The organism is Citrobacter sp. MNAZ 1397 (assembly GCF_023613995.1).
Taxonomy (GTDB): Bacteria; Pseudomonadota; Gammaproteobacteria; order Enterobacterales; family Enterobacteriaceae; genus Phytobacter; species Phytobacter ursingii.
The window spans coordinates 1,317,845-1,337,679 of sequence record NZ_JAKIVH010000001.1 but is presented as its reverse complement, the minus strand read 5'-3'; the positions used below and the strand labels follow the sequence as shown (position 1 = coordinate 1,337,679).

Annotated in this window: 18 protein-coding genes; 15 read left to right on the top strand and 3 right to left on the bottom strand. The window is 55.2% G+C overall.

The features are described from left to right. The first annotated feature begins 4 nt into the window (after positions 1-4). From nifN to nifM, 8 genes are all read left to right on the top strand, one after another. Complete coding sequence (gene nifN, locus L2097_RS06230) at positions 5-1,387, top strand: nitrogenase iron-molybdenum cofactor biosynthesis protein NifN (protein WP_250352371.1); 1,383 nt, start codon at positions 5-7, stop codon at positions 1,385-1,387. After that, positions 1,374-1,838, top strand: a complete 465-nt coding sequence (locus tag L2097_RS06225; protein WP_047370267.1) for a NifB/NifX family molybdenum-iron cluster-binding protein — start codon at positions 1,374-1,376, stop codon at positions 1,836-1,838. The genes nifN and L2097_RS06225 overlap by 14 nt, the downstream gene beginning before the upstream one ends. Before the next feature lie 198 nt (positions 1,839-2,036). Beyond that, complete coding sequence (nifU, locus tag L2097_RS06220) at positions 2,037-2,864, top strand: Fe-S cluster assembly protein NifU (RefSeq protein ID WP_142518399.1); 828 nt, start codon at positions 2,037-2,039, stop codon at positions 2,862-2,864. 34 nt (positions 2,865-2,898) lie between these two features. Further along, entirely contained in the window at positions 2,899-4,101 is a 1,203-nt protein-coding gene (gene nifS, locus L2097_RS06215) for a cysteine desulfurase NifS (protein WP_250352370.1), read from the top strand. 12 nt (positions 4,102-4,113) lie between these two features. Beyond that, positions 4,114-5,256, top strand: a complete 1,143-nt coding sequence (gene nifV, locus L2097_RS06210; protein WP_142518397.1) for a homocitrate synthase — start codon at positions 4,114-4,116, stop codon at positions 5,254-5,256. Between the two features lie 2 nt (positions 5,257-5,258). After that, on the top strand, positions 5,259-5,516 hold the full coding sequence (locus tag L2097_RS06205) for a nitrogenase-stabilizing/protective protein NifW (protein ID WP_047370263.1): 258 nt from the start codon (positions 5,259-5,261) through the stop codon (positions 5,514-5,516). Next, a complete protein-coding gene (locus L2097_RS06200) occupies positions 5,513-5,953 on the top strand; it encodes a nitrogen fixation protein NifZ (RefSeq protein ID WP_250352369.1) in 441 nt (146 codons plus the stop codon). The genes L2097_RS06205 and L2097_RS06200 overlap by 4 nt, the downstream gene beginning before the upstream one ends. Continuing rightward, complete coding sequence (nifM, locus tag L2097_RS06195; protein ID WP_250352368.1) at positions 5,950-6,744, top strand: nitrogen fixation protein NifM; 795 nt, start codon at positions 5,950-5,952, stop codon at positions 6,742-6,744. The genes L2097_RS06200 and nifM overlap by 4 nt, the downstream gene beginning before the upstream one ends. A 608-nt stretch (positions 6,745-7,352) precedes the next feature. Here the strand turns inward: nifM and L2097_RS06190 are convergent. Further along, positions 7,353-7,883, bottom strand: coding sequence for a flavodoxin (locus L2097_RS06190; protein ID WP_047373270.1), 531 nt, complete (start codon positions 7,881-7,883; stop codon positions 7,353-7,355). 358 nt (positions 7,884-8,241) lie between these two features. On the opposite strand from L2097_RS06190, the gene nifL reads away from it, so the two are divergent. From nifL to L2097_RS06160, 6 genes are all read left to right on the top strand, one after another. After that, positions 8,242-9,729 carry a nitrogen fixation negative regulator NifL gene (nifL, locus tag L2097_RS06185; RefSeq protein WP_047370260.1) on the top strand — a complete coding sequence of 496 codons (1,488 nt, stop codon included), beginning with the start codon at positions 8,242-8,244 and terminating at the stop codon, positions 9,727-9,729. After that, positions 9,726-11,297 (top strand): nif-specific transcriptional activator NifA, encoded by a 1,572-nt coding sequence (gene nifA, locus L2097_RS06180; RefSeq protein ID WP_047370259.1) that lies wholly within the window; start codon positions 9,726-9,728, stop codon positions 11,295-11,297. Before nifL ends, nifA begins: the two co-directional genes overlap by 4 nt. Positions 11,298-11,464: 167 nt before the next feature. Next, positions 11,465-12,865 carry a nitrogenase cofactor biosynthesis protein NifB gene (nifB, locus tag L2097_RS06175; RefSeq protein ID WP_250352367.1) on the top strand — a complete coding sequence of 467 codons (1,401 nt, stop codon included), beginning with the start codon at positions 11,465-11,467 and terminating at the stop codon, positions 12,863-12,865. Next, the gene (locus L2097_RS06170) at positions 12,862-13,377 is read left to right on the top strand and encodes a nitrogen fixation protein NifQ (RefSeq protein ID WP_250352366.1); all 516 of its coding nucleotides are present in this window, start codon (positions 12,862-12,864) and stop codon (positions 13,375-13,377) included. Before nifB ends, L2097_RS06170 begins: the two co-directional genes overlap by 4 nt. Before the next feature lie 193 nt (positions 13,378-13,570). Then, the gene (locus L2097_RS06165) at positions 13,571-14,809 is read left to right on the top strand and encodes an EAL and HDOD domain-containing protein (RefSeq protein ID WP_047370256.1); all 1,239 of its coding nucleotides are present in this window, start codon (positions 13,571-13,573) and stop codon (positions 14,807-14,809) included. Positions 14,810-15,072: 263 nt separating this feature from the next. After that, positions 15,073-16,650, top strand: coding sequence for a methyl-accepting chemotaxis protein (locus L2097_RS06160; protein ID WP_250352365.1), 1,578 nt, complete (start codon positions 15,073-15,075; stop codon positions 16,648-16,650). Positions 16,651-16,896: 246 nt separating this feature from the next. Here the strand turns inward: L2097_RS06160 and L2097_RS06155 are convergent, their stop codons facing one another. Continuing rightward, on the bottom strand, positions 16,897-18,312 hold the full coding sequence (locus L2097_RS06155; RefSeq protein WP_250352364.1) for an aldehyde dehydrogenase family protein: 1,416 nt from the start codon (positions 18,310-18,312) through the stop codon (positions 16,897-16,899). A gap of 98 nt (positions 18,313-18,410) precedes the next feature. Between L2097_RS06155 and L2097_RS06150 the strand changes: the two genes are divergently transcribed. Continuing rightward, a complete protein-coding gene (locus tag L2097_RS06150) occupies positions 18,411-19,313 on the top strand; it encodes a LysR family transcriptional regulator (RefSeq protein ID WP_250352363.1) in 903 nt (300 codons plus the stop codon). Here L2097_RS06150 and L2097_RS06145 read toward each other — a convergent pair. Beyond that, a complete protein-coding gene (locus L2097_RS06145; protein ID WP_250352362.1) occupies positions 19,305-19,784 on the bottom strand; it encodes a carboxymuconolactone decarboxylase family protein in 480 nt (159 codons plus the stop codon). The two genes, L2097_RS06150 and L2097_RS06145, sit on opposite strands and share 9 nt — an antisense overlap. Between the last annotated feature and the right edge of the window lie 51 nt (positions 19,785-19,835).

Genomic DNA, 19,835 nt, shown 5'->3' with positions numbered 1-19,835 from the left:
AAAGATGGCAGACATCATCCGTAATCACAAACCTCTGGCGGTAAGCCCGGTAAAAAGCGGCCAACCGTTAGGCGCCATCCTCGCGAGCCTTGGCTTTGAGCACAGTATTCCGTTGGTGCACGGAGCACAGGGATGCAGCGCGTTCGCAAAAGTATTTTTTATCCAGCACTTTCACGATCCTGTCCCGCTGCAATCCACGGCAATGGACCCCACCTCAACGGTGATGGGGGCAGACGGCAATATCCTTACCGCGCTCAACACGCTATGCCAGCGCAACAACCCGAAAGCCATCGTCCTGCTGAGCACGGGTCTGTCTGAGGCTCAGGGCAGCGATATCAGCCGCGTGGTGCGCCAGTTTCGCGAGGATTTTCCACGCCACAAAAATATCGCCCTCCTGACGGTCAACACGCCAGATTTCTACGGCACGCTGGAGAACGGCTTTAGCGCAGTGGTGGAAAGCGTCATTGAACAGTGGGTACCGGAAAAACCCCAGCACGGCCTGCGTAACCGGCGGGTCAACTTGCTGTTAAGCCACCTGCTGACGCCCGGTGATATTGAACTGCTGCGCAGCTACGTGGAGGCGTTTGGCCTGCAACCGGTCATCGTTCCCGACCTGTCGCAGTCGCTGGATGGTCACCTGGCAAACGGCGACTTCTCGCCCGTCACCCAGGGAGGAACGCCCCTGCGCGTCATTGAACAGATGGGGCAAAGTCTGAGTACGTTTGCTATTGGTGTGTCGCTGTCCCGCGCCGCCTCGCTACTTGCGCAACGCAGCCGTGGTGAGGTTGTCGTTCTCCCCCATCTGATGACCCTGGAACACTGCGACCGCTTTATTCACCAGCTGAAGATCATTTCCGGGCGCGAGGTTCCCGCCTGGATTGAGCGCCAGCGCGGACAGTTACAGGATGCGATGATCGATTGTCATATGTGGCTGCAGGATGCCCGGCTCGCACTGGCGGCTGAGGGCGACCTGCTGGCAGGCTGGTGCGATTTCGCCCGCAGTCAGGGGATGCTCCCCGGCCCCGTTGTCGCGCCGGTCAGTCAGCCGGGTCTGCAACAGCTTCCCGTTGAAAAAGTGGTCATTGGCGATCTGGAAGATATGCAGGATTTACTCTGCGATATGCCCGCCGACCTGCTGGTCGCCAATTCTCATGCGGCAGATCTGGCCGACCAATTTTCCATTCCGCTTATCCGCGCCGGTTTTCCCATCTTCGACAGGCTTGGCGAGTTTCGTCGCGTGCGTCAGGGCTACCCCGGCATGCGTGACACGCTGTTTGAGCTGGCAAACCTGATGCGCGAACGTCACCATCACCTGCCACTGTACCACTCGCCCCTACGCCAGCAGTTTTCCCGGGACACTGACGGAGGACGATATGCAACATGTTAATCGTCAGTTCAGCACCATCTGTTCCGGCGAATGGTCGATGAAGGTCGCCTTCGCCAGTTCCGATTACCATCATGTGGATCAGCACTTCGGTGCCACGCCTCGCCTGGTGGTATACGGCGTCAAAGAAGATGACGTCACCTTACTGCGCGTCGTCGACTTTACCGTGCTGGCCGGACATCAAACCGAGAAGATCGCCAGCCGCATCAGTGCGCTGGAAGATTGCGTCACCCTTTATTGTGTGGCAATTGGCGAAACGGTATTTCGTCAACTACTGCAAATAGGCGTGCGCGCCGTCCGCGTGCCGGAAGACACGCCGATTGTCGGTCTGCTACAGGAAATCCAGCACTACTGGTATGACAAAGAACAGCGTAAAAACACGCGGCATCGCGACCCTAATCGCTTTTCGCAACTGCTGCTGGAAAGTCAGTGGCAGGACGACGATGAGCGCTAAAGATTGTGTCGTTTCTGCGACAAACCTCACATAAACCACGACATTGCGCGTGAGTTTATGTGAGGGAATTTTAATAACTCAATGAAAAATAAAACTTTTACTCTCTGGTACTGCTTTTGCTTAATCTTTATACCCGCTGTTGATTAACGCGGTGAATGGCGCCCTGCGCTGTCCGTCATAATCCTGGGAGCTGAAAGCATGTGGAACTATTCCGAGAAAGTGAAAGATCATTTTTTTAATCCCCGTAATGCCCGGGTCGTGGCAGAGGCCAACGCGATTGGCGATGTGGGTTCGATAAGCTGCGGCGACGCCCTGCGTCTGATGCTGCGAGTCGATCCGCAAAGCGAAACCATTCTTGAGGCCGGGTTTCAGACCTTTGGCTGCGGCAGCGCCATCGCCTCCTCATCGGCGTTAACGGAACTGATTATTGGCCGCACGCTGAAAGAAGCGGAACAGGTCACCAACCAGCAAATCGCCGACTATCTCGACGGGTTGCCGCCGCAAAAAATGCACTGCTCAGTCATGGGCCAGGAAGCGCTGCGCGCGGCGATCGCCAACTACCGGGGCGAAACGCTCGATGACGATCATGACGAAGGCAAACTTATCTGCAAATGCTTTGGCGTTGACGAAGGTCAGATTCGCCGCGCGGTGTTGACCAACGGCCTGACCACCCTCGAAGAGGTGATCAACTACACCAAAGCAGGCGGTGGCTGCACCGCCTGTCATGAAAGTATCGAACTGGCGCTGGCGGATATTCTGGCCGAGCAGCAGGCGGCACCGGCTGTCGCGGTTGATGCGACAAAAGATCCGCACTGGCAGGAAGTGATCGACGCGATTACCGAACTGCGCCCGCACATCCAGGCTGACGGTGGCGATATGTCGCTAATTAATGTCGCGAATCACAAAGTCACCGTCAGTCTCTCCGGCAGTTGTAGCGGCTGCATGATGACCGATATGACGCTGGCCTGGCTGCAGCAGAAATTAATGGAACGTACCGGCTGTTTTATGGAAGTCGTGGCGGCTTAAGCCACACCTCACTATCCGTTATGGGGGAATAAAGATGAAACCGATTTATCTGGATAATAACGCCACCACCCGTATCGACCCGATGGTGCTGGAGGCGATGATGCCGTTTTTGACTGAGCATTACGGCAACCCTTCCTCGATTCATGACTTTGGTCTGCCCTCGCGCGGGGCGCTGGAGCGTGCCCATCAACAGGTCGCCGCCCTGCTTGGCGCCGATCACGCCAGTGAAATCATTTTTACCTCCTGCGCCACCGAAGCGACCTCGACGGCGCTGCATGCCTGCACGGAATTGATGCCGGAACGCCGCGAAATCATCACCACCACGGTAGAACACCCGGCGACGCTGGCCGTCTGCGAACACCTGGAGCGCCAGGGCTACCTGGTCCACCGTATTGCGGTCAATGCCGACGGCGCAATCGATATGGCCCAGTATCGTCAGGCTCTCAGCCATCGGGTAGCGGTCGTCAGCGTGATGTGGGCCAACAATGAAACCGGGGTTATTTTCCCGGTGGCAGAAATGGCAGAACTAGCCCATGAATATGGCGCGCTGTTCCACTGTGACGCGGTTCAGGCGGTGGGGAAAATTCCGCTGGCGGTCGGCAAAACGCAAGTAGACATGCTGTCATGTTCTGCCCACAAATTGCACGGGCCGAAAGGCGTCGGCTGCCTCTATTTGCGTCGTGGCACACGCTTTCGCCCGCTGCTACGCGGCGGTCATCAGGAGCGGGGACGGCGCGCAGGCACAGAAAATATTGCCGGGATTGTCGGTATGGGCAGCGCCTGTGAACTGGCGCAGGTTCATCTGCCCGGCATGAGCGAAATTGCCCGACTTCGCGATTATTTGCAGGAGGAACTGGTCAATCGTGTGCCGTCGGTGAGGGTGATGGGCGGCAACCAGCCACGGGTACCGGGCACCGCGAATCTGGCGTTTGAGTTTATTGAAGGCGAAGCCATTTTGTTACTGCTTAATCAGGCAGGGATCGCCGCGTCCAGTGGCAGCGCCTGCACGTCGGGCTCCCTTGAACCGTCGCATGTGATGCGCGCAATGAACATTCCCTATACCGCCGCTCACGGCAGTATTCGCTTCTCCCTTTCACGTTACACGCGTGAAAAAGAGATTGATTACGTCATTGACGCGTTGCCGCCGATTATCTCCCGGTTGCGGATGCTTTCGCCTTACTGGCAGGACGGTAAACCACTCCCGGTGGAATCATCATTTGCGCCGATTTACGGCTAAGCGGAGGCGGCTATGGCCAGTGTGCTGATTAACGACACAACGCTGCGGGACGGCGAACAAAGTCCCGGGGTGGCGTTTCGCGCAAGCGAAAAAGTCGCTATCGCCGAGGCGCTGTTTGCTGCCGGCGTCACGGCGCTCGAGGTGGGAACACCGGCTATGGGCGATGAAGAACGCACTCGCATTCAGTTAGTCCGTCGCCATTTACCGACGGCGACACTGATGTCCTGGTGTCGAATGAATGCCGGGGAAATCCGCCAGAGCGCCGATCTCGGTATGGACTGGGTGGATATTTCCATTCCGGCGTCCGACAAACTGCGTCAGTACAAATTACGTGAACCGCTGGCTGTGCTGCTTGAGCGGCTGGAAAACTTTATCGGCCTGGCGCGTACGCTGGGGCTGGCAGTCTGTATCGGCTGTGAAGATGCGTCACGCGCGGATGACGACACGCTTCGCCAGATAGCGAGTGTCGCACAGGAGGCTGGCGCACTGCGTTTACGCTATGCCGATACGCTGGGCCTGTTGGATCCTTTCGCAACTGACAACGCTATCCGTTCGCTACGTCGCGACTGGAACGGTGAAATTGAGATGCACGCCCATAACGATCTGGGGCTCGCCACAGCCAATACCCTGGCGGCGATACGCGCCGGGGCGACCAGCGTGAATACCACTGTGCTGGGGCTGGGTGAACGTGCGGGAAATGCTGCACTGGAGACCGTCGCCCTCGGTTTAGACCGATGCATGGGGCTTGATAGCGGCGTTGATTTTAGCCAGTTGCCCGCACTCTGCCAGCAGGTCGCCGAGGCCGCCCAGCGCCCTATCGACGCCCAGCAACCGCTGGTTGGCGAACAGGTCTTTACCCATGAATCCGGGGTACATGTCGCCGCGCTGTTGCAGGACAGAGAGAGTTATCAGGCGATTGATCCGGCGCTGATGGGGCGTGAATATCGCCTCGTGCTGGGAAAACACTCTGGCCGCCAGGCGGTGGACGGGGTCTTCGCCCGGATGGGCTACCCCCTTAACGCGCTGCAAATCGACATACTCCTTCCGGCCATTCGCCGCTTTGCGGAGAGCTGGAAACGTACGCCGAAAGATTATGAACTGATCGCCATTTACGATGAGCTGTGCGGCGAACCCCTTCGCCAGGTGGGAGGCTGAGTATGGAGTGGTTTTATCAGATTCCCGGCGTCGATGAGCTGGAAAGCGCCGAATCCTTCTTTGAGTTTTTTTCCGTTCCGTATGAGCCCGCCGTGCTGCGCAGCCGCTGCCTGCTTGTACTTAAAGCCTTCAACCAGAAACTACGCGCCAACGTACCGTTGCGTAATCTGCTGGAGGACGACACGCGCGCGCCGTGGCTCCTGGCCCGGCGGCTGCTGGCAGAGAGTTACCAGCAACAGATGCCCGGAGGTGGACAATGACCCCGGCGTTTACCTTTGGCGACGAGGTTCGCGTAACGCGGGCCATTCGTAATGACGGCACGATGCCTGGCTACGCTCGCGGTCAGTTGCTGGTACGACGTGGCAGCACCGGGTTTGTCCGGGAATGGGGCGTGTTTTTGCAGGATCAGATTATCTATCAAATTCACTTTCTCGACGGTGACATCGTGGTTGGCTGCCGTGGACAGGAGCTGATTCCGGCAAGCGAGCCCTGGAATGCCGGGATGCTGCAGTTCGGCGATCGCGTCATCTCTTTACAGCCCTTGTCGGTCAATGGCGTGGTGGTAGTCAGCGTCGGGGAAACCGGGCAGATCGAAGCCACCGATCAGGAGGACGGCAATAGTTACACCGTCACTTTTTCCGGACGCTGGTTTCAGGTTCCCGCCAGCGCCCTGCGCTTAGCGGAGGAGTACGCATGAGTGAAGCCTGGGAACAATTCGCACGGTGGCGTCTGGCGAAAACCCGCTGGAACTGCGAGCCACAGGATATTCCGGCCAGTGAAAAAGCGGCGTTTGAACAGGCGTGGCGTCGGCAATATTTTCTGGAACAGGCGATCATTCAACAGGCCCGTGATTTGCCGCTCACCGATGCCCTGCTACAGCGTATTGACGCCTCGCTGGCGGAGTTACTTACCGAAAGGGCGTTTACCGGGGAAGAACGTCAGGCAGTGGTGCGTCATCATGCGCTGATGGAACTGCAATTTGTGCGCATCAGCGGACAGACGCCCTTACCTGATGACCTGACGGTACTCACCTGGTATCAGCATAATCAGGAAAAATTTATGCGCCCGGAGCAGCGGTTAACCCACCATCTGTTGCTCACAGTTGATAATGACAACGACGTTGTACGCCGCCAGGCGATGCAGTTTTACCGGGAAATTCAAACCTCGCGTGAGGCGTTTTCGCGTCTGGCAAAACGTTATTCCCACTGTCCGAGTGCCTTAGAAGGTGGGCTGCTGGGCTGGATCAGTCGCGGTTTGCTTTATCCCGAGCTTGAATCCGCGCTGTTTGCCTTGCCGGAAAACGGCATCGCCGCACCGGTGGAAACAGAGTTGGGCTGGCATATTGTCTGGTGTGAACATATCCGTGGGCCTCAGGCATTGCCACAGACAGAGGCGCTGGAAAAAGCACGGGATTTTTTATGGCGGCAGAGCCAGCAGCAGTGGCAACAGACGTGGCTCAATCGCCTGCTTGCAGAGATGCCTGCTTGAGGGTGGGCCGATTTTAGATTACCCCCTCACTCTGGTTCTCAGGGTGAGGGAGCCCCAGTAATATTACGTTTTACAGCGATAACACCGCGTAATGAGAATAAGGCAGGGACAGCGATGACAGGGTCCGGCTGAAAATCGATGAGGCGTTGGCGGCTGACCGGGGCCGCCCGCAGGGATGCGGGCGGAGGGGATAGCCTGCAAGGACGCAGGCTGGTCCCCGACCCGAAAGTCAGACGGCATAAGACGACAAAATTGCCGGGAGCAATTTTGAATAGCGCTTGCGCTAGCCCCGTAGGGGTGAGCCCCAGGGATGGGGCGAATAATGGCGCGCCAGCGGCGATTTTCCTGGCCGGGAGCCCGGGTCGCCAGGGTGGTGGCGGCGAGCCACCCTGGCACGTTCACGGGTTCTGTCGCTATAGAAAAGCAAAGAACATAAGGTGAACGGAATGACCACCAGAGCCGCATTTTCCCCCTCACCCTGGCCCTCTCCCTCAGGGAGAGGGAACCGATCGTGCTCGCATTTTTGTGGGGACTCCTCTCCCCCTCTACGATCGGGCACCGAAGCTGTAGCCCGGATAAGGCGCGTCACGCGCCGCATCCGGGAAAAACTACAAAATCTGCGGCTTAATCTGCTCCAGCCACGACTCCACCCGCTCATCCGTCAAATCAAACTGATTATCCTGATCCAGCACCAGTCCGACGAACTTATCCCCCTCCAGCGCGGCGGAAAAGGAGAAATCATACCCGTCGCCAGGCCACTCACCGACAACCTGCGCGCCGCAACCCACCACCGCGTCATAGAGAGGGCGCAGCGCACTGGCAAAGTTATCCGGATATCCCTGCTGATCGCCAAGCCCATATAAGGCGACGATTTTACCGCTCAGGTTGGCGTCTGCCAGTTGGTCGATAAACTCACCCCAGGATTCACTTTCACATCCGGCGGCAAGACCCGGCAACTGTCCATCCCCCAGGGTCGGTGTACCGAGTACCAGCACCGGGTACGACAAAAACGTCTCCAGCGACGTGCGATTAATATTGACCGGCGCATCCGCCACATCCCCCAGTTTTTGCTGGATCAGTTTGGCGATTTTGCGGGTTTTTCCCGTATCGCTGCCAAAAAAAATACCAATGTTAGCCATGTCGCGCTCCTGTTGAGAAAGAATAAGGCCGCCTGCAAACGGCGGGTATCCCTCCTCCTGTTGCGAAGGCTGTGCCAGGTTTTTAAGCGGCTTTCGCTGCACTGAAATGGGCGAAAAGATGACTCTTTTTTGTGCAACACACGCCTTCGCCCCGGCATCCAGGACGGTCCTGAATGCCTCCAGAGACCAAAACAGGGCGAAAATACGAACCAGGATCAATGTTTCGGCGTGTTACCTGCTTTAAAGGTGTACTCTTTGCATGGTTAATCACACCCAATCAGGGCAGCGGATGTCGGCCGTTTCACAACACAAAATGTTGTAAATGCGACACAGCCGGGCCTGAAACCAGGAGTGTGTGATGACCTTTAATATGATGCTGGAGACCAGCGCGCCGCAGGAGCTTGCGGGTAACCTATCCCTTCAACATCCCGGACTGTTTTCTACGATGGTTGAACAGGCGCCGATCGCGATTTCATTGACCGACCCGGACGCGAGAATTCTGTATGCCAATCCGGCCTTTTGTCGCCAGACTGGTTACAGCCTGGCGGAATTGCTCAACCAGAACCATCGCATACTGGCAAGCCAACAGACACCGCGCAGCATTTATCAGGAACTGTGGCAAACGCTGCTACAACACATGCCCTGGCGCGGCCAGCTCATCAATCGCCGTCGCGATGGCAGCCTCTATCTCGCAGAGGTTGATATAACTCCGGTCATCAACAAACACGGCGAACTGGAACACTATCTCGCCATGCAGCGTGATATCAGCGCCAGCTATGCCCTCGAACAGCGATTGCGCAATCACACCACCATGAGCGAAGCGGTGCTGAACAACATTCCTGCCGCCGTGGTGGTTGTTAACGAGCAGGATCAGGTGGTACTGGATAACCTCGCCTATAAAACCTTTTGTGCCGACTGCGGCGGCAAGGAACTGCTCACCGAGCTTGATTTCTCCCGGCGCAAAAGCGATCTCTATGCCGGGCAAATACTGCCTGTAGTACTGCGCGGCGCCGTGCGCTGGCTCTCTGTCACCTGCTGGCCATTGCCGGGTGTGAGCGAAGAAGCCAGTCGTTACTTTATTGATACCGCGCTTCCCCGCACATTGGTGGTGATTACCGATTGCACCCAGCAACAGCAACAGGCCGAGCAGGGCCGCCTCGATCGACTTAAACAGGAGATGACCACCGGGAAACTGCTGGCGGCGATCCGCGAATCGCTGGATGCCGCACTGGTCCAGCTAAACTGCCCTATCAATATGCTGGCGGCGGCGCGCAGACTCAACGGCGAAGATAACCATAACGTGGCGCTGGATGCGGCGTGGCGCGAAGGCGAAGAGGCGCTGGCCCGCCTGCAACGTTGCCGCCCTTCTCTCGATCTGGAAGAGTGCGGGCTGTGGCCCCTGCAACCGCTGTTTGACGACCTGCGCGCGCTTTACCATACCCGTTTTAATAATGGCGAAAATCTGCACGTGGAAATGGCCTCTCCGCATCTGACGGGGTTTGGTCAACGCACGCAGATCCTTGCCTGTCTCAGTTTGTGGCTGGACCGCACGCTGGCCCTTGCCGCAGCGCTGCCGGACAGAGCGCTACACACCCAGCTTTACGCCCGAGAAGAGGATGGCTGGCTGTCTATCTGGCTGACCGATAATGTTCCGCTCATCCATGTGCGATATGCCTACTCCCCCGATGCGCTGAACGCCCCCGGCAAAGGGATGGAACTCCGGCTGATTCAAACCCTTGTCGCCCATCACCGCGGCGCAATAGAACTGACCACCCGTCCCGAAGGCGGTACCTGCCTGACCCTGCGATTCCCGTTATTTCTTTCACTGACTGGAGGCCCACGATGACCCAGCGACCCGAGTCGGGCACCACCGTCTGGCGTTTTGATCTTTCCCAGCAATTTACCGCCATGCAGCGCATCAGCGTGGTGTTGAGTCGCGCAACGGAGATAAGCCAGACGCTGCAGGAGGTGCTGTGCGTCCTGCATAATGACGCGTTTATGCAACACGGCATGCTGTGTCTGTATGACAACCAACAGGAAATCCTGAGTATTGAAGCCTTGCAGGAGGCAGACCAACATCTGATTCCCGGCAGCTCGCAAATTCGCTATCGTCCGGGCGAAGGACTGGTGGGGGCCGTGCTTTCCCAGGGGCAATCTCTCGTGCTGCCCCGTGTCGCCGACGATCAACGCTTTCTCGACAGGCTGGGTATCTATGACTATAACCTGCCGTTTATCGCGGTCCCGCTGATGGGTCCGGGCACGCAGCCGATTGGCGTGCTCGCGGCTCAGCCGATGGCGCGTCTGGAGGAGCGACTTCCTTCCTGTACGCGTTTTCTGGAAACTGTCGCCAATCTGGTCGCACAGACAGTACGGCTGATGACCCCGCCGACCGCCCCGACACCTCGGGCTGCGATTGTCCAGACCGAGCGCCAGCGCAATTGTGCATCGCCTCGTCCCTTCGGCTTTGAGAATATGGTGGGCAAAAGCCCGGCTATGCAGCAGACAATGGAGATTATCCGCCAGGTATCACGTTGGGACACCACGGTACTGGTGCGTGGCGAAAGCGGCACCGGTAAAGAACTTATCGCCAATGCTATCCATCACAACTCTCCCCGCGCCGCTGCACCGTTTGTAAAATTTAACTGCGCCGCACTGCCGGATACGCTGCTGGAGAGCGAATTGTTCGGCCATGAAAAAGGGGCTTTTACCGGCGCGGTTCGCCAGCGTAAAGGGCGTTTTGAACTGGCGGACGGGGGTACGCTGTTTCTGGATGAGATTGGCGAAAGCAGCGCCTCTTTTCAGGCAAAACTGCTGCGTATTTTGCAGGAGGGCGAAATGGAGCGCGTTGGCGGTGATGAAACCCTGCGCGTCAACGTGCGGATCATCGCCGCCACCAACCGCAATCTCGAAGAAGAGGTGCGAATGGGCAATTTCCGCGAGGATCTTTACTATCGCCTCAATGTGATGCCCATCTCCCTGCCCCCGCTGCGTGAACGTCAGGAGGACATTGCAGAACTGGCGCATTTTCTGGTGCGCAAAATCGCGCAAAACCAGGGGCGCACCCTACGGATCAGTGATGGCGCCATTCGGCTGCTGATGGGCTACAGCTGGCCCGGTAATGTGCGTGAACTGGAAAATTGTCTGGAACGTTCGGCGGTGATGTCAGAAAACGGCCTGATTGACCGTGATGTGGTGCTGTTCAACCACCGTGAAAACACGCCTAAGCTGGCGATTGCCGCCACACCTAAAGAGGATAGCTGGCTTGATCAATCGCTGGATGAACGTCAACGGCTTATTGCCGCGCTGGAAAAAGCCGGATGGGTGCAGGCCAAAGCGGCGCGCCTGCTGGGAATGACGCCCCGTCAGGTCGCCTATCGGATACAAATTATGGATATCAGTATGCCCAGGATGTGACGGTTCACTTTGTGGCATTCAGCACATTGTCAGCTAAACGCCACATTTACGACAAACAACGGCGAACACGGGTTTTATAATATCTTAATTTTCAAAGAATTAACTTTTTTGTGAGCGGTACGGGTTTTGCAGCAGGAAGACATGACTACGCAAATTAAGGAGCGATCATGACTTCCTGCTCTTCCACGACTGGCAAGCGTTGCCAGACATCTGATGAACCGTTGACCGATTTTATCGCTGGCAAGGTGGCGTCACACCCCTGCTACTCCCGCAGCGGCCACCACCGTTTCGCCCGCATGCACCTGCCGGTCGCACCTGCCTGCAATTTGCAGTGTAACTACTGCAACCGAAAATTCGATTGCAGTAATGAATCCCGCCCCGGCGTCTCGTCGTCGCTACTGACCCCCGAACAGGCGGTGGCGAAAGTTCGCCAGGTCGCGACGGCGATTCCTCAACTGTCGGTGGTGGGTATTGCCGGTCCCGGTGACCCGCTGGCTAATATTGGCCGCTCCTTCAGAACGCTGGAACTGATCCGCGAGCAATTACCCGATTTGAAACTGTGTCTGTCGACGAATGGCCTGATGCTGCCCGATGCCGTTGATCGCTTGCTGGATGTTGGCGTTGACCACGTCACCGTGACCATTAACACCCTTGACCCGGATATCGCCGCAAAAATCTATGCCTGGCTGTGGCTTGACGGCGAACGGTACAGTGGTCGCGAAGCCGGACAGATCCTTGTGGCCCGCCAACTCGAAGGGGTGCGCAGACTGACGGAGAAAGGCGTGCTGGTGAAGATCAATTCTGTGCTTATCCCCGGTATCAACGACCAATCTCTGGTAGATGTCAGTCGCACATTGCGGCAATACGGCGCGTTCATTCATAACATTATGCCGCTGATTGCCCGACCCGAGCATGGCACCGTTTTCGGTCTTAATGGTCAACCTGAGCCAGACGCGACAATGCTTGCCGCCACCCGCGAGCAGTGTGGCGAGGTCATGCCGCAAATGACCCACTGCCACCAGTGCCGCGCCGATGCGATAGGTATGCTTGGTGAAGATCGCAGCCAGCAATTTCTGTTTACCCCGACGGAAAACGCGCCTGCGCCCTGGCTGCCGACCTTACATAAACGCGCCAGGCTACATGCCAGCATAGCTACTCAGGGCGAGTCAGACGAGGCGGATGCCTGTCTGGTGGCGGTCGCCTCCACACGAGGAGACGTGATTGACTGCCATTTTGGTCACGCGGATCGTTTTCGTATCTACAGCCTTTCCTCGGCAGGCGTGGTGCTGGTGAATGAGCGTTTTACCCCAAAATACTGCCAGGGGAGCGACGAATGCGAACCGCAGGAAAGTGAAGCGCGTATGGCGGCGATCATGGCGTTGCTGGCGGATGTCAAAGCCGTTTTTTGTTCACGTATTGGCTACGGTCCCTGGCAACAACTGGAGGCACAAGGTATTCAGCCTTGCGTCGATGACGCCTGGCAACCGGTCGTCCCGACGCTTGCGCACTGGTGGGAAAAGGCACGTCAGCAGTGGCAACAACACGATCGTCGCAAGGGGGTGGCATGACGGCCTTCGCGCAACACGACTGGCTTCGTCGCTTGCTGCATCTTTATTCGCATGGCGAAGGTTGTTATCCCTTGCAGATGGGGCTTTCCGACACCCGCTGGCTGGCGATCAGCACGCATAACATACCGCTGGATTGCGCACCGTCGGATGTGGTTTTGCGGCGTAAGTTGATGTCGGAACTGATCGCCAGCCGTGAAGAGGAACGTATGCAACTGGCTGACTGGCTGGCGTGCTATATGTTGCCGGCGGCGGAGCCGATGCATCAGATCATTGCCAGTGTATCGCTGGCATTTAACCATCTGTGGCAGGATCTCGGGCTGAGTTCACGCGAGGAATTGCGCGAACTGATGACCGACTGCTTTCCGCAACTGGTAGAGATGAATAGTGAAAATATGCGCTGGAAGAAGTTTTTCTATCGCCAGCGTTGCCTACAGACAGAGGGGGAACTTATTTGTCGCTCGCCCAGTTGTGACGCATGTTGCGAACGGCAGCTCTGTTTTGATGTGCATTAACCCTTCTGGCCCTGCCCGCATGCAGGGCCTTAATGCTTTACCTTTCACAAATTGTTAAATCACGTATTTAAGCCTATATTTTTTATTATCATCAGAGAAATTATGCGGGGCAAACGTGTTCATTTACCTGCGGCGTTAAGGTACCTTGTATTATCGAGAATGATGTGAGGCGTGCGGATTTGTGAGGTAATGAATGTTTTCTTTTGTGGCCAGACAGGCAATTTTCGATAACAAATTAAACACTGTCGGTTATGAACTGCTTTTCAGGGATAGTATGGTAAACCGTTTCCCTGATGTTTCATCGGAACAGGCAACCACACAACTGATTGAAGAACAGTTTTTTGGTGCGCCGGTTGGTCGTAAGAATGAGAACAATTCCGTTTACGTTAATTTTCCGCATCAGTTATTGGTGGATGGCCTCGCCGAAACCCTGCCAAAAGATCGTGTCGTCATTGAAATTCTCGAAACCTCCAGTCCCGACCAGCGCTTGCTGGAAACAGTAAAACGGATGCAAACCCACGGATTTCGTATCGCACTGGATGATTTTTCGCTCAGTGCAGAATGGGATGCGTTTATACCCTATATTAATATTATTAAATTCGATATTCAGAGAAATTCACGAGAAGAAATTGCCGCTTATATAGACAATAAGCACGAGATGTTACGTCACACCGTTTTTCTTGCCGAAAAAGTTGAAAGTTATGACGAATTTGAAGCCTATAAAAAAATGGGGTTTCACCTCTTTCAGGGTTATTTTTTCAGCAAACCTGTAGTACACAAAAGAAACAAACTGTTACACAACCGCGCATTTGCCTTAAAACTCATGCATGAAGTGAACGTCGAATCTCCAAATTTGAATCGTATTGAAGACCTGCTCAAGCGCGATGTATCGCTGTCATTCAAAATTATGCGTTACGCGCAAAATATCCTTTACAATAAAAGGGGAATTACCGGTTTACGTAACCAATCGCTGAAAGATATTGTCGTTTATCTCGGGATTAATGAGCTACGTCGCTTTGTACTGGTAGCCTGTTTAACGTCATTCGAAACCGTTAAGACCACTGAAATCTATTACCTGAGCCTGATTCGCGCCAAATTCTGTGAACTGGCTGCGGCCCAAACCCCCTCACGCTCGTTATCTAACGAAGCCTTTATGGTTGGATTATTCTCGTTACTGGATGTGATCCTCGAAATGCCTCTGGAAGATCTGATGGCGCAAATTGCGGTATCGCAAGAGGTCATTATGGCTTTGCAGCACCAAAACGGCGTGCTGTATCAATACGTCTGTCTCGCTATGCTCTATGAGCAGCGCCTGTGGGAAGAAGCCAGTGAAATGGCGCAAGGCATCGGACTACCGGAAGCGGCAGTGAGTGAGATGATGAATACAGCGACGAAATGGGCCGATGAGTTGCCGGTAAGTTTTGCAAAATGAATAGCTGAGTGCTTCTGGCAGTAGTTATTTCCACTGCTAAATTATTTTGCATTGAAACATTATTTCAGTTCCTGAATGAGCATGTTTTTTCATTTTGTTAACATTTTTAACATATTTATCATTCCGATCGAAGATCATTTTTTAACCACGCAAAGCCTCACCGCAATAAAATAAAAATATGTGATTAAGATCAATTAAAAACAATCAACCTTTTCACTCTGATTACCGATAAAAGTATTACCTTTCATTAAAAAAAGACCACTATGAAAAAATTTTCTCAGGCATCCGTCTTAGCAAAATTGCTGACCGGCTTTTCCATTCTTATCGCAATGATGTTAGTTCTCGGCATCGTCTCGATTTATCAGTTGCATGTCAGTAAAACCCATATTGATAAATTCCGCGATAATCGTATGCCAGGCGTTCGATATACCCTGGAGATGCGCGGCGTATTATCAGAAATGCGCTTACAGCAAATTCAGTATATCGGCTCCGTCACGCCGGCCGAACGCGAACAACATCGTGGTGAGCTCCTGCAAAATCAGGAGACATTCTTAAAAGCACAGCGCGAGTTCGCCAAAATCTCTGCCGACGCGCCGGAAGATACCCGCACGCTGTTTAATACTGTTGTCGATAATTTCCGGAATTTCGTCGATGTCAACGCCAAAGTGATTGAGGCTGTCAGCGCCGGGCGGCTTGAGGAGGCATCTAAAATCAGCGGCGCGGTGTCGTCCAAATACCGCACCCAGTTGATGAAAGACCTGGCCACACTGGTGGACAAAGAGGTCGCCAGCGGAGAAGAAGCAGGCGTGATTGCGCAGTCCGGCTACGACAAAGCACTCTACACCTTCTGTGGGTTGTTACTGCTGGCACTGCTCGCCACCGGATTCATCGCACTCGTCATCTCCCGCAGCCTCTCCCGCCAGTTAGGTGGCGAACCCTCTTATGCTGTGGAGATCATGAAAGAAATCGCGTCAGGTAACCTGAAGGCTGACGTCAAACTAAAAGACAACGATACCCAAAGCCTGCTGGCCACCATCAAGTTTATGAATGGCAAACTGGCCGATATCATTGATGGCATTATTCACGGTAGCGAGGCAATCTCTCTTGCCGCCGGAGAAATATCGCAAGGTAACAGCGATCTGTCCCAGCGTACCGAGGAACAGGCTGCCTCGCTGGTGCAAACCTCATCGAACATGCAGCAGATTACGGAAAACGTGAAGAGCAATGCGGATAACGCCCGTCGCGCCAGCGATCTGGCGCGCGAGACCTCTCAAACTGCCGTCAAAGGCGGTAAAGAAGTGGACGATATGCTTAAGCGGATGCATGAAATCGCCGACAGTTCGCAGAAAATCGTCGATATCATTTCTGTGATTGAAGGGATTGCTTTCCAGACGAATATCCTGGCGCTCAACGCCGCCGTTGAAGCCGCCCGCGCCGGTGAACAGGGTAAAGGTTTTGCCGTGGTCGCGGGTGAAGTGCGTACTCTGGCGCAAAAAAGCGCCAACGCCGCGAAAGAAATTAAGCAGCTCATTGAAGGAACGGTTCACAAAATTACCGACGGGTCGCGCTATGCCGATACGGCCAGCCGCGCCATGGAGCAAATTGTCACCTCGGTAAACAAAGTGACGGACATCGTCGCGGAAATTTCCGCCGCCTCCACCGAACAGCATCAGGGGATTCGCGAGATTAGCGTCGCCATTGACCAGATGGATCAGGTTACCCAGCAGAACGCCACGCTGGTGGAACAGGCCGCTGTCGCCGCCCACTCAATGTCCGAGCAGAGCGAGCAGCTGCGCAACTCCGTACGTTTCTTCCAGTTGAATATGCAAGAAACCCGCTAAAACAGGTGACGCCGGGAAACCGGCGTCTCTTTATCACCCTCAACCTTCCCTCATTCCTCATCAGTTCTCTTCTGATATTCCCGACACCAGACCCAGAAAACCCTTAGCATCATCCTGGAATTCGTCCGGAATATAGGTTTAGTACACAGACCTGGTTACTCTGTATACCCCTACGGTCGCTGGTAATCCCGGCTAAAAGGATCTCTGGCAGATCCTTTTCGTTTTCCGGTTATAAACGGGTCTTCGTTAGCTAATCAACGCCTTCGGCTCCATAAACGCTGCAATTCCCCAGCGCCCCATTTCGCGGCCGATCCCTGAGTGTTTAAAACCGCCAAACGGAGCCCCCGCTTCATGTGCCAGAGTGTTGATTTGCACGCGGCCAGAGGCAATTCTCTCACCGATTCGCTGTGCGCGTCGGGCATCGGTACCCAGAACCAGCGCGCTGAGCCCATAATCCGTGTCGTTAGCGATCGCCACGGCATCATCATCGTCGCGATAGGAAATGATCGACAGTACCGGGCCAAAAATCTCTTCACGGGCGATGCGCATATTGTTATCCACATCGGTAAACAGTGTCGGCTTCACAAACCACCCCTGTCCGCTGTTTTCCGGCCGTCCTTCACCGCCTGCGAGCAGACGCGCGCCCTCCTCCAGCCCCAGACGAATATATTTCTGGACCCGCTGCCACTGTTTCTCACTGACCATCGGGCCAATTTCCGTCTGCGGGTCGAGTGGGTCGCCGGATTTGATCGCCGCAACTGCCCGGCGAAGCGCCTCTTCACACTCCGCTTTTCGGGAGAGCGGAACCAGAATCCGGGTACCGGCAATACAGGCCTGGCCGCTGTTCATAAACCCGGCCTGGATGGCCAGCGGTACTGCCGTCGTCAGGTCGGCATCATCCAGAATAATCGTTGGCGATTTACCGCCAAGTTCCAGCGTGACGCGCTTAAAGCTGTCGGCGGAATTTCGCAATATCGCTTTTCCGGTCTGTGTCGAGCCAGTAAAGGAAATTTTGGCGACATCCGGATGACGGCTGATAACCTCGCCTACCTCGGCTCCGTAGCCGGTAATGATGTTACACACACCCGGCGGCAACGCTGCAGCGTGCAACGCTTTCATTACTACGTGAGTTTGTAGCCCGCTCATCTCACTCGGTTTGATCACCGCCGTACATCCTGCGGCCAGCGCGGCGGCCAGCTTGCCGCAGATAAAACCGGCATTGCTGTTCCACGGGGTGATAAGCCCGGCAACCCCCAGCGGCGTCATTTTCACCTGGGCTTTGCCAACGGTGGTGAAAAACGCAAACTCTCGCAGGTCTTGCATGACCTGGTCAATCACCGCCACCGGATAGCTTGCCATCCAGGCAGAGCGTGATGCCGGCGCGCCGTATTCCTGAATAATCGCCCGTAACAGTTCATCCTGGCAGGCGGCCATGGCATCCCGCATTCTTTGCAAAACAGCCAGACGTTCATCGACGCGGGTTTGCGACCAGTGGACAAACGCCGCTTTAGCAGCGGCAATGGCGCGCAGCGCATCCTCGGTATTCGCCAGGCGAATACGTCCTGTCACTTCGGCGGAAGAAGGGTTGTACAAATCAAAATACGTCTCCCCTTGAGCAACGGTAAATTCACCGTTAATCCAGACATATTCAAGCTGTTGCATAGTGATCTCCTCGATTGATGGGACCAGTGTGGCATAGCTTTATCGCGCCGATAATCCGCGCTATCCTGCAAGGGTTGTTTCGATTATCAGGATAATCTATGCATCGTTCAGGTTTGATTGAGCTGGAAGTGGTGATGGCGGTTGTTCGCCGTGGGAGTTTTCGGGCTGCGGCGCAGGAACTGGACATGTCGGCAACGGCAGTCAGCAATGCCATCGCCGGGCTGGAAACGCGTCTTGACGCCAGACTCTTTAACCGCACGACCCGCAGCGTCGCGCTCACCGAAGCCGGAAAGCGCTTTGTTGCTCGTATTGGCCCGGCATTGCAAGAGATCCAACAAGCCGCCGACGAAATTCACAGCCAGCCTGATGAACCATCCGGCACACTGCGCATCAATGTACCGCAGGCTATCGGGCAGCTTTTTCTCGATGAAATGGTGATTGCCTTTCTGGCTCGTTATCCGCAAATGCGCATGGAAACCGCCAGCGATGCCCGGATGATCGATATTATCGCGGAGGGATACGATGCTGGCGTTCGCCTGGCGGAATCAGTTCCACAGGATATGATTGCGGTGCCGCTGACGCCGGATATTCACATGCGGGTGGTCGCCACGCCACAGTGGTTTGCTGAGCATGGCACTCCTGTGACTCCCGAAGCCCTTACCCGACAGCAAGGCATCTGCATGCGGATGTCGCACGGCGGTATATATCGCTGGGAGTTTATGCGTCATGGCGAACAGTTTGCCATTGCCGTGCCGCCGAGGCTTGCCACCACCGATCTGTTTACGTCAGTTGCCGCGGTACGCGCCGGGCTTGGCATCGGTTTTTTGCCGGAAATGTATATTGCAGACGATTTACGTTCAGGCCGACTGGTTAGCGTGCTAAATGAATGGACACAGCCCTTTAAAGGACTGTGTTTATATTACCCCGGTCATCGCCATATCCCGGTAGGGTTACAGGCGTTTATTACATTTATCCGCGAGTACAGGCAGCACTCACTGTAACCCGGCGCGGTCCAGACCGTAGGCTGCGTCCTGTGAACCCGGCGTCATTTGCGCCAGAATTTGCAGCCGGTTCCAGGCGTTAATGGTGGCGATAGCAAACGTCAGTTCGGAAATCTCTACCTCGCTAAAATGTTCCCGCACGTGGCGATAAACCTCATCCGTCACACCTTCCGGTCCGATATGTGTTAAGGCTTCGGTTAAGGCCAGTGCCGCTTTTTCTTTGGCGCTAAACAACAGTGATTCCCGCCAGATTGCCACATGATAAAGACGCAGTTCGCGCTCGCCGCGCAGTTTGCCTTGTTTCAGGTGCATATCCAGACAAAACGCGCAGCCATTAAGTTGAGAGGCGCGAATATCCACCAGGTTTTTGATTGCCCCCTCCAGTGAGCTTTTGTGCGATGCCTGGCTTGCTTCGACCAGCGTGTTGATAAGCACAGGTACGGTCTGGAAGTGGTTAGCGCGAGTGGTCATAGTCATTTTCCTCATGAATTGATTCGACAAGCGCTATATTAGAGATTTATG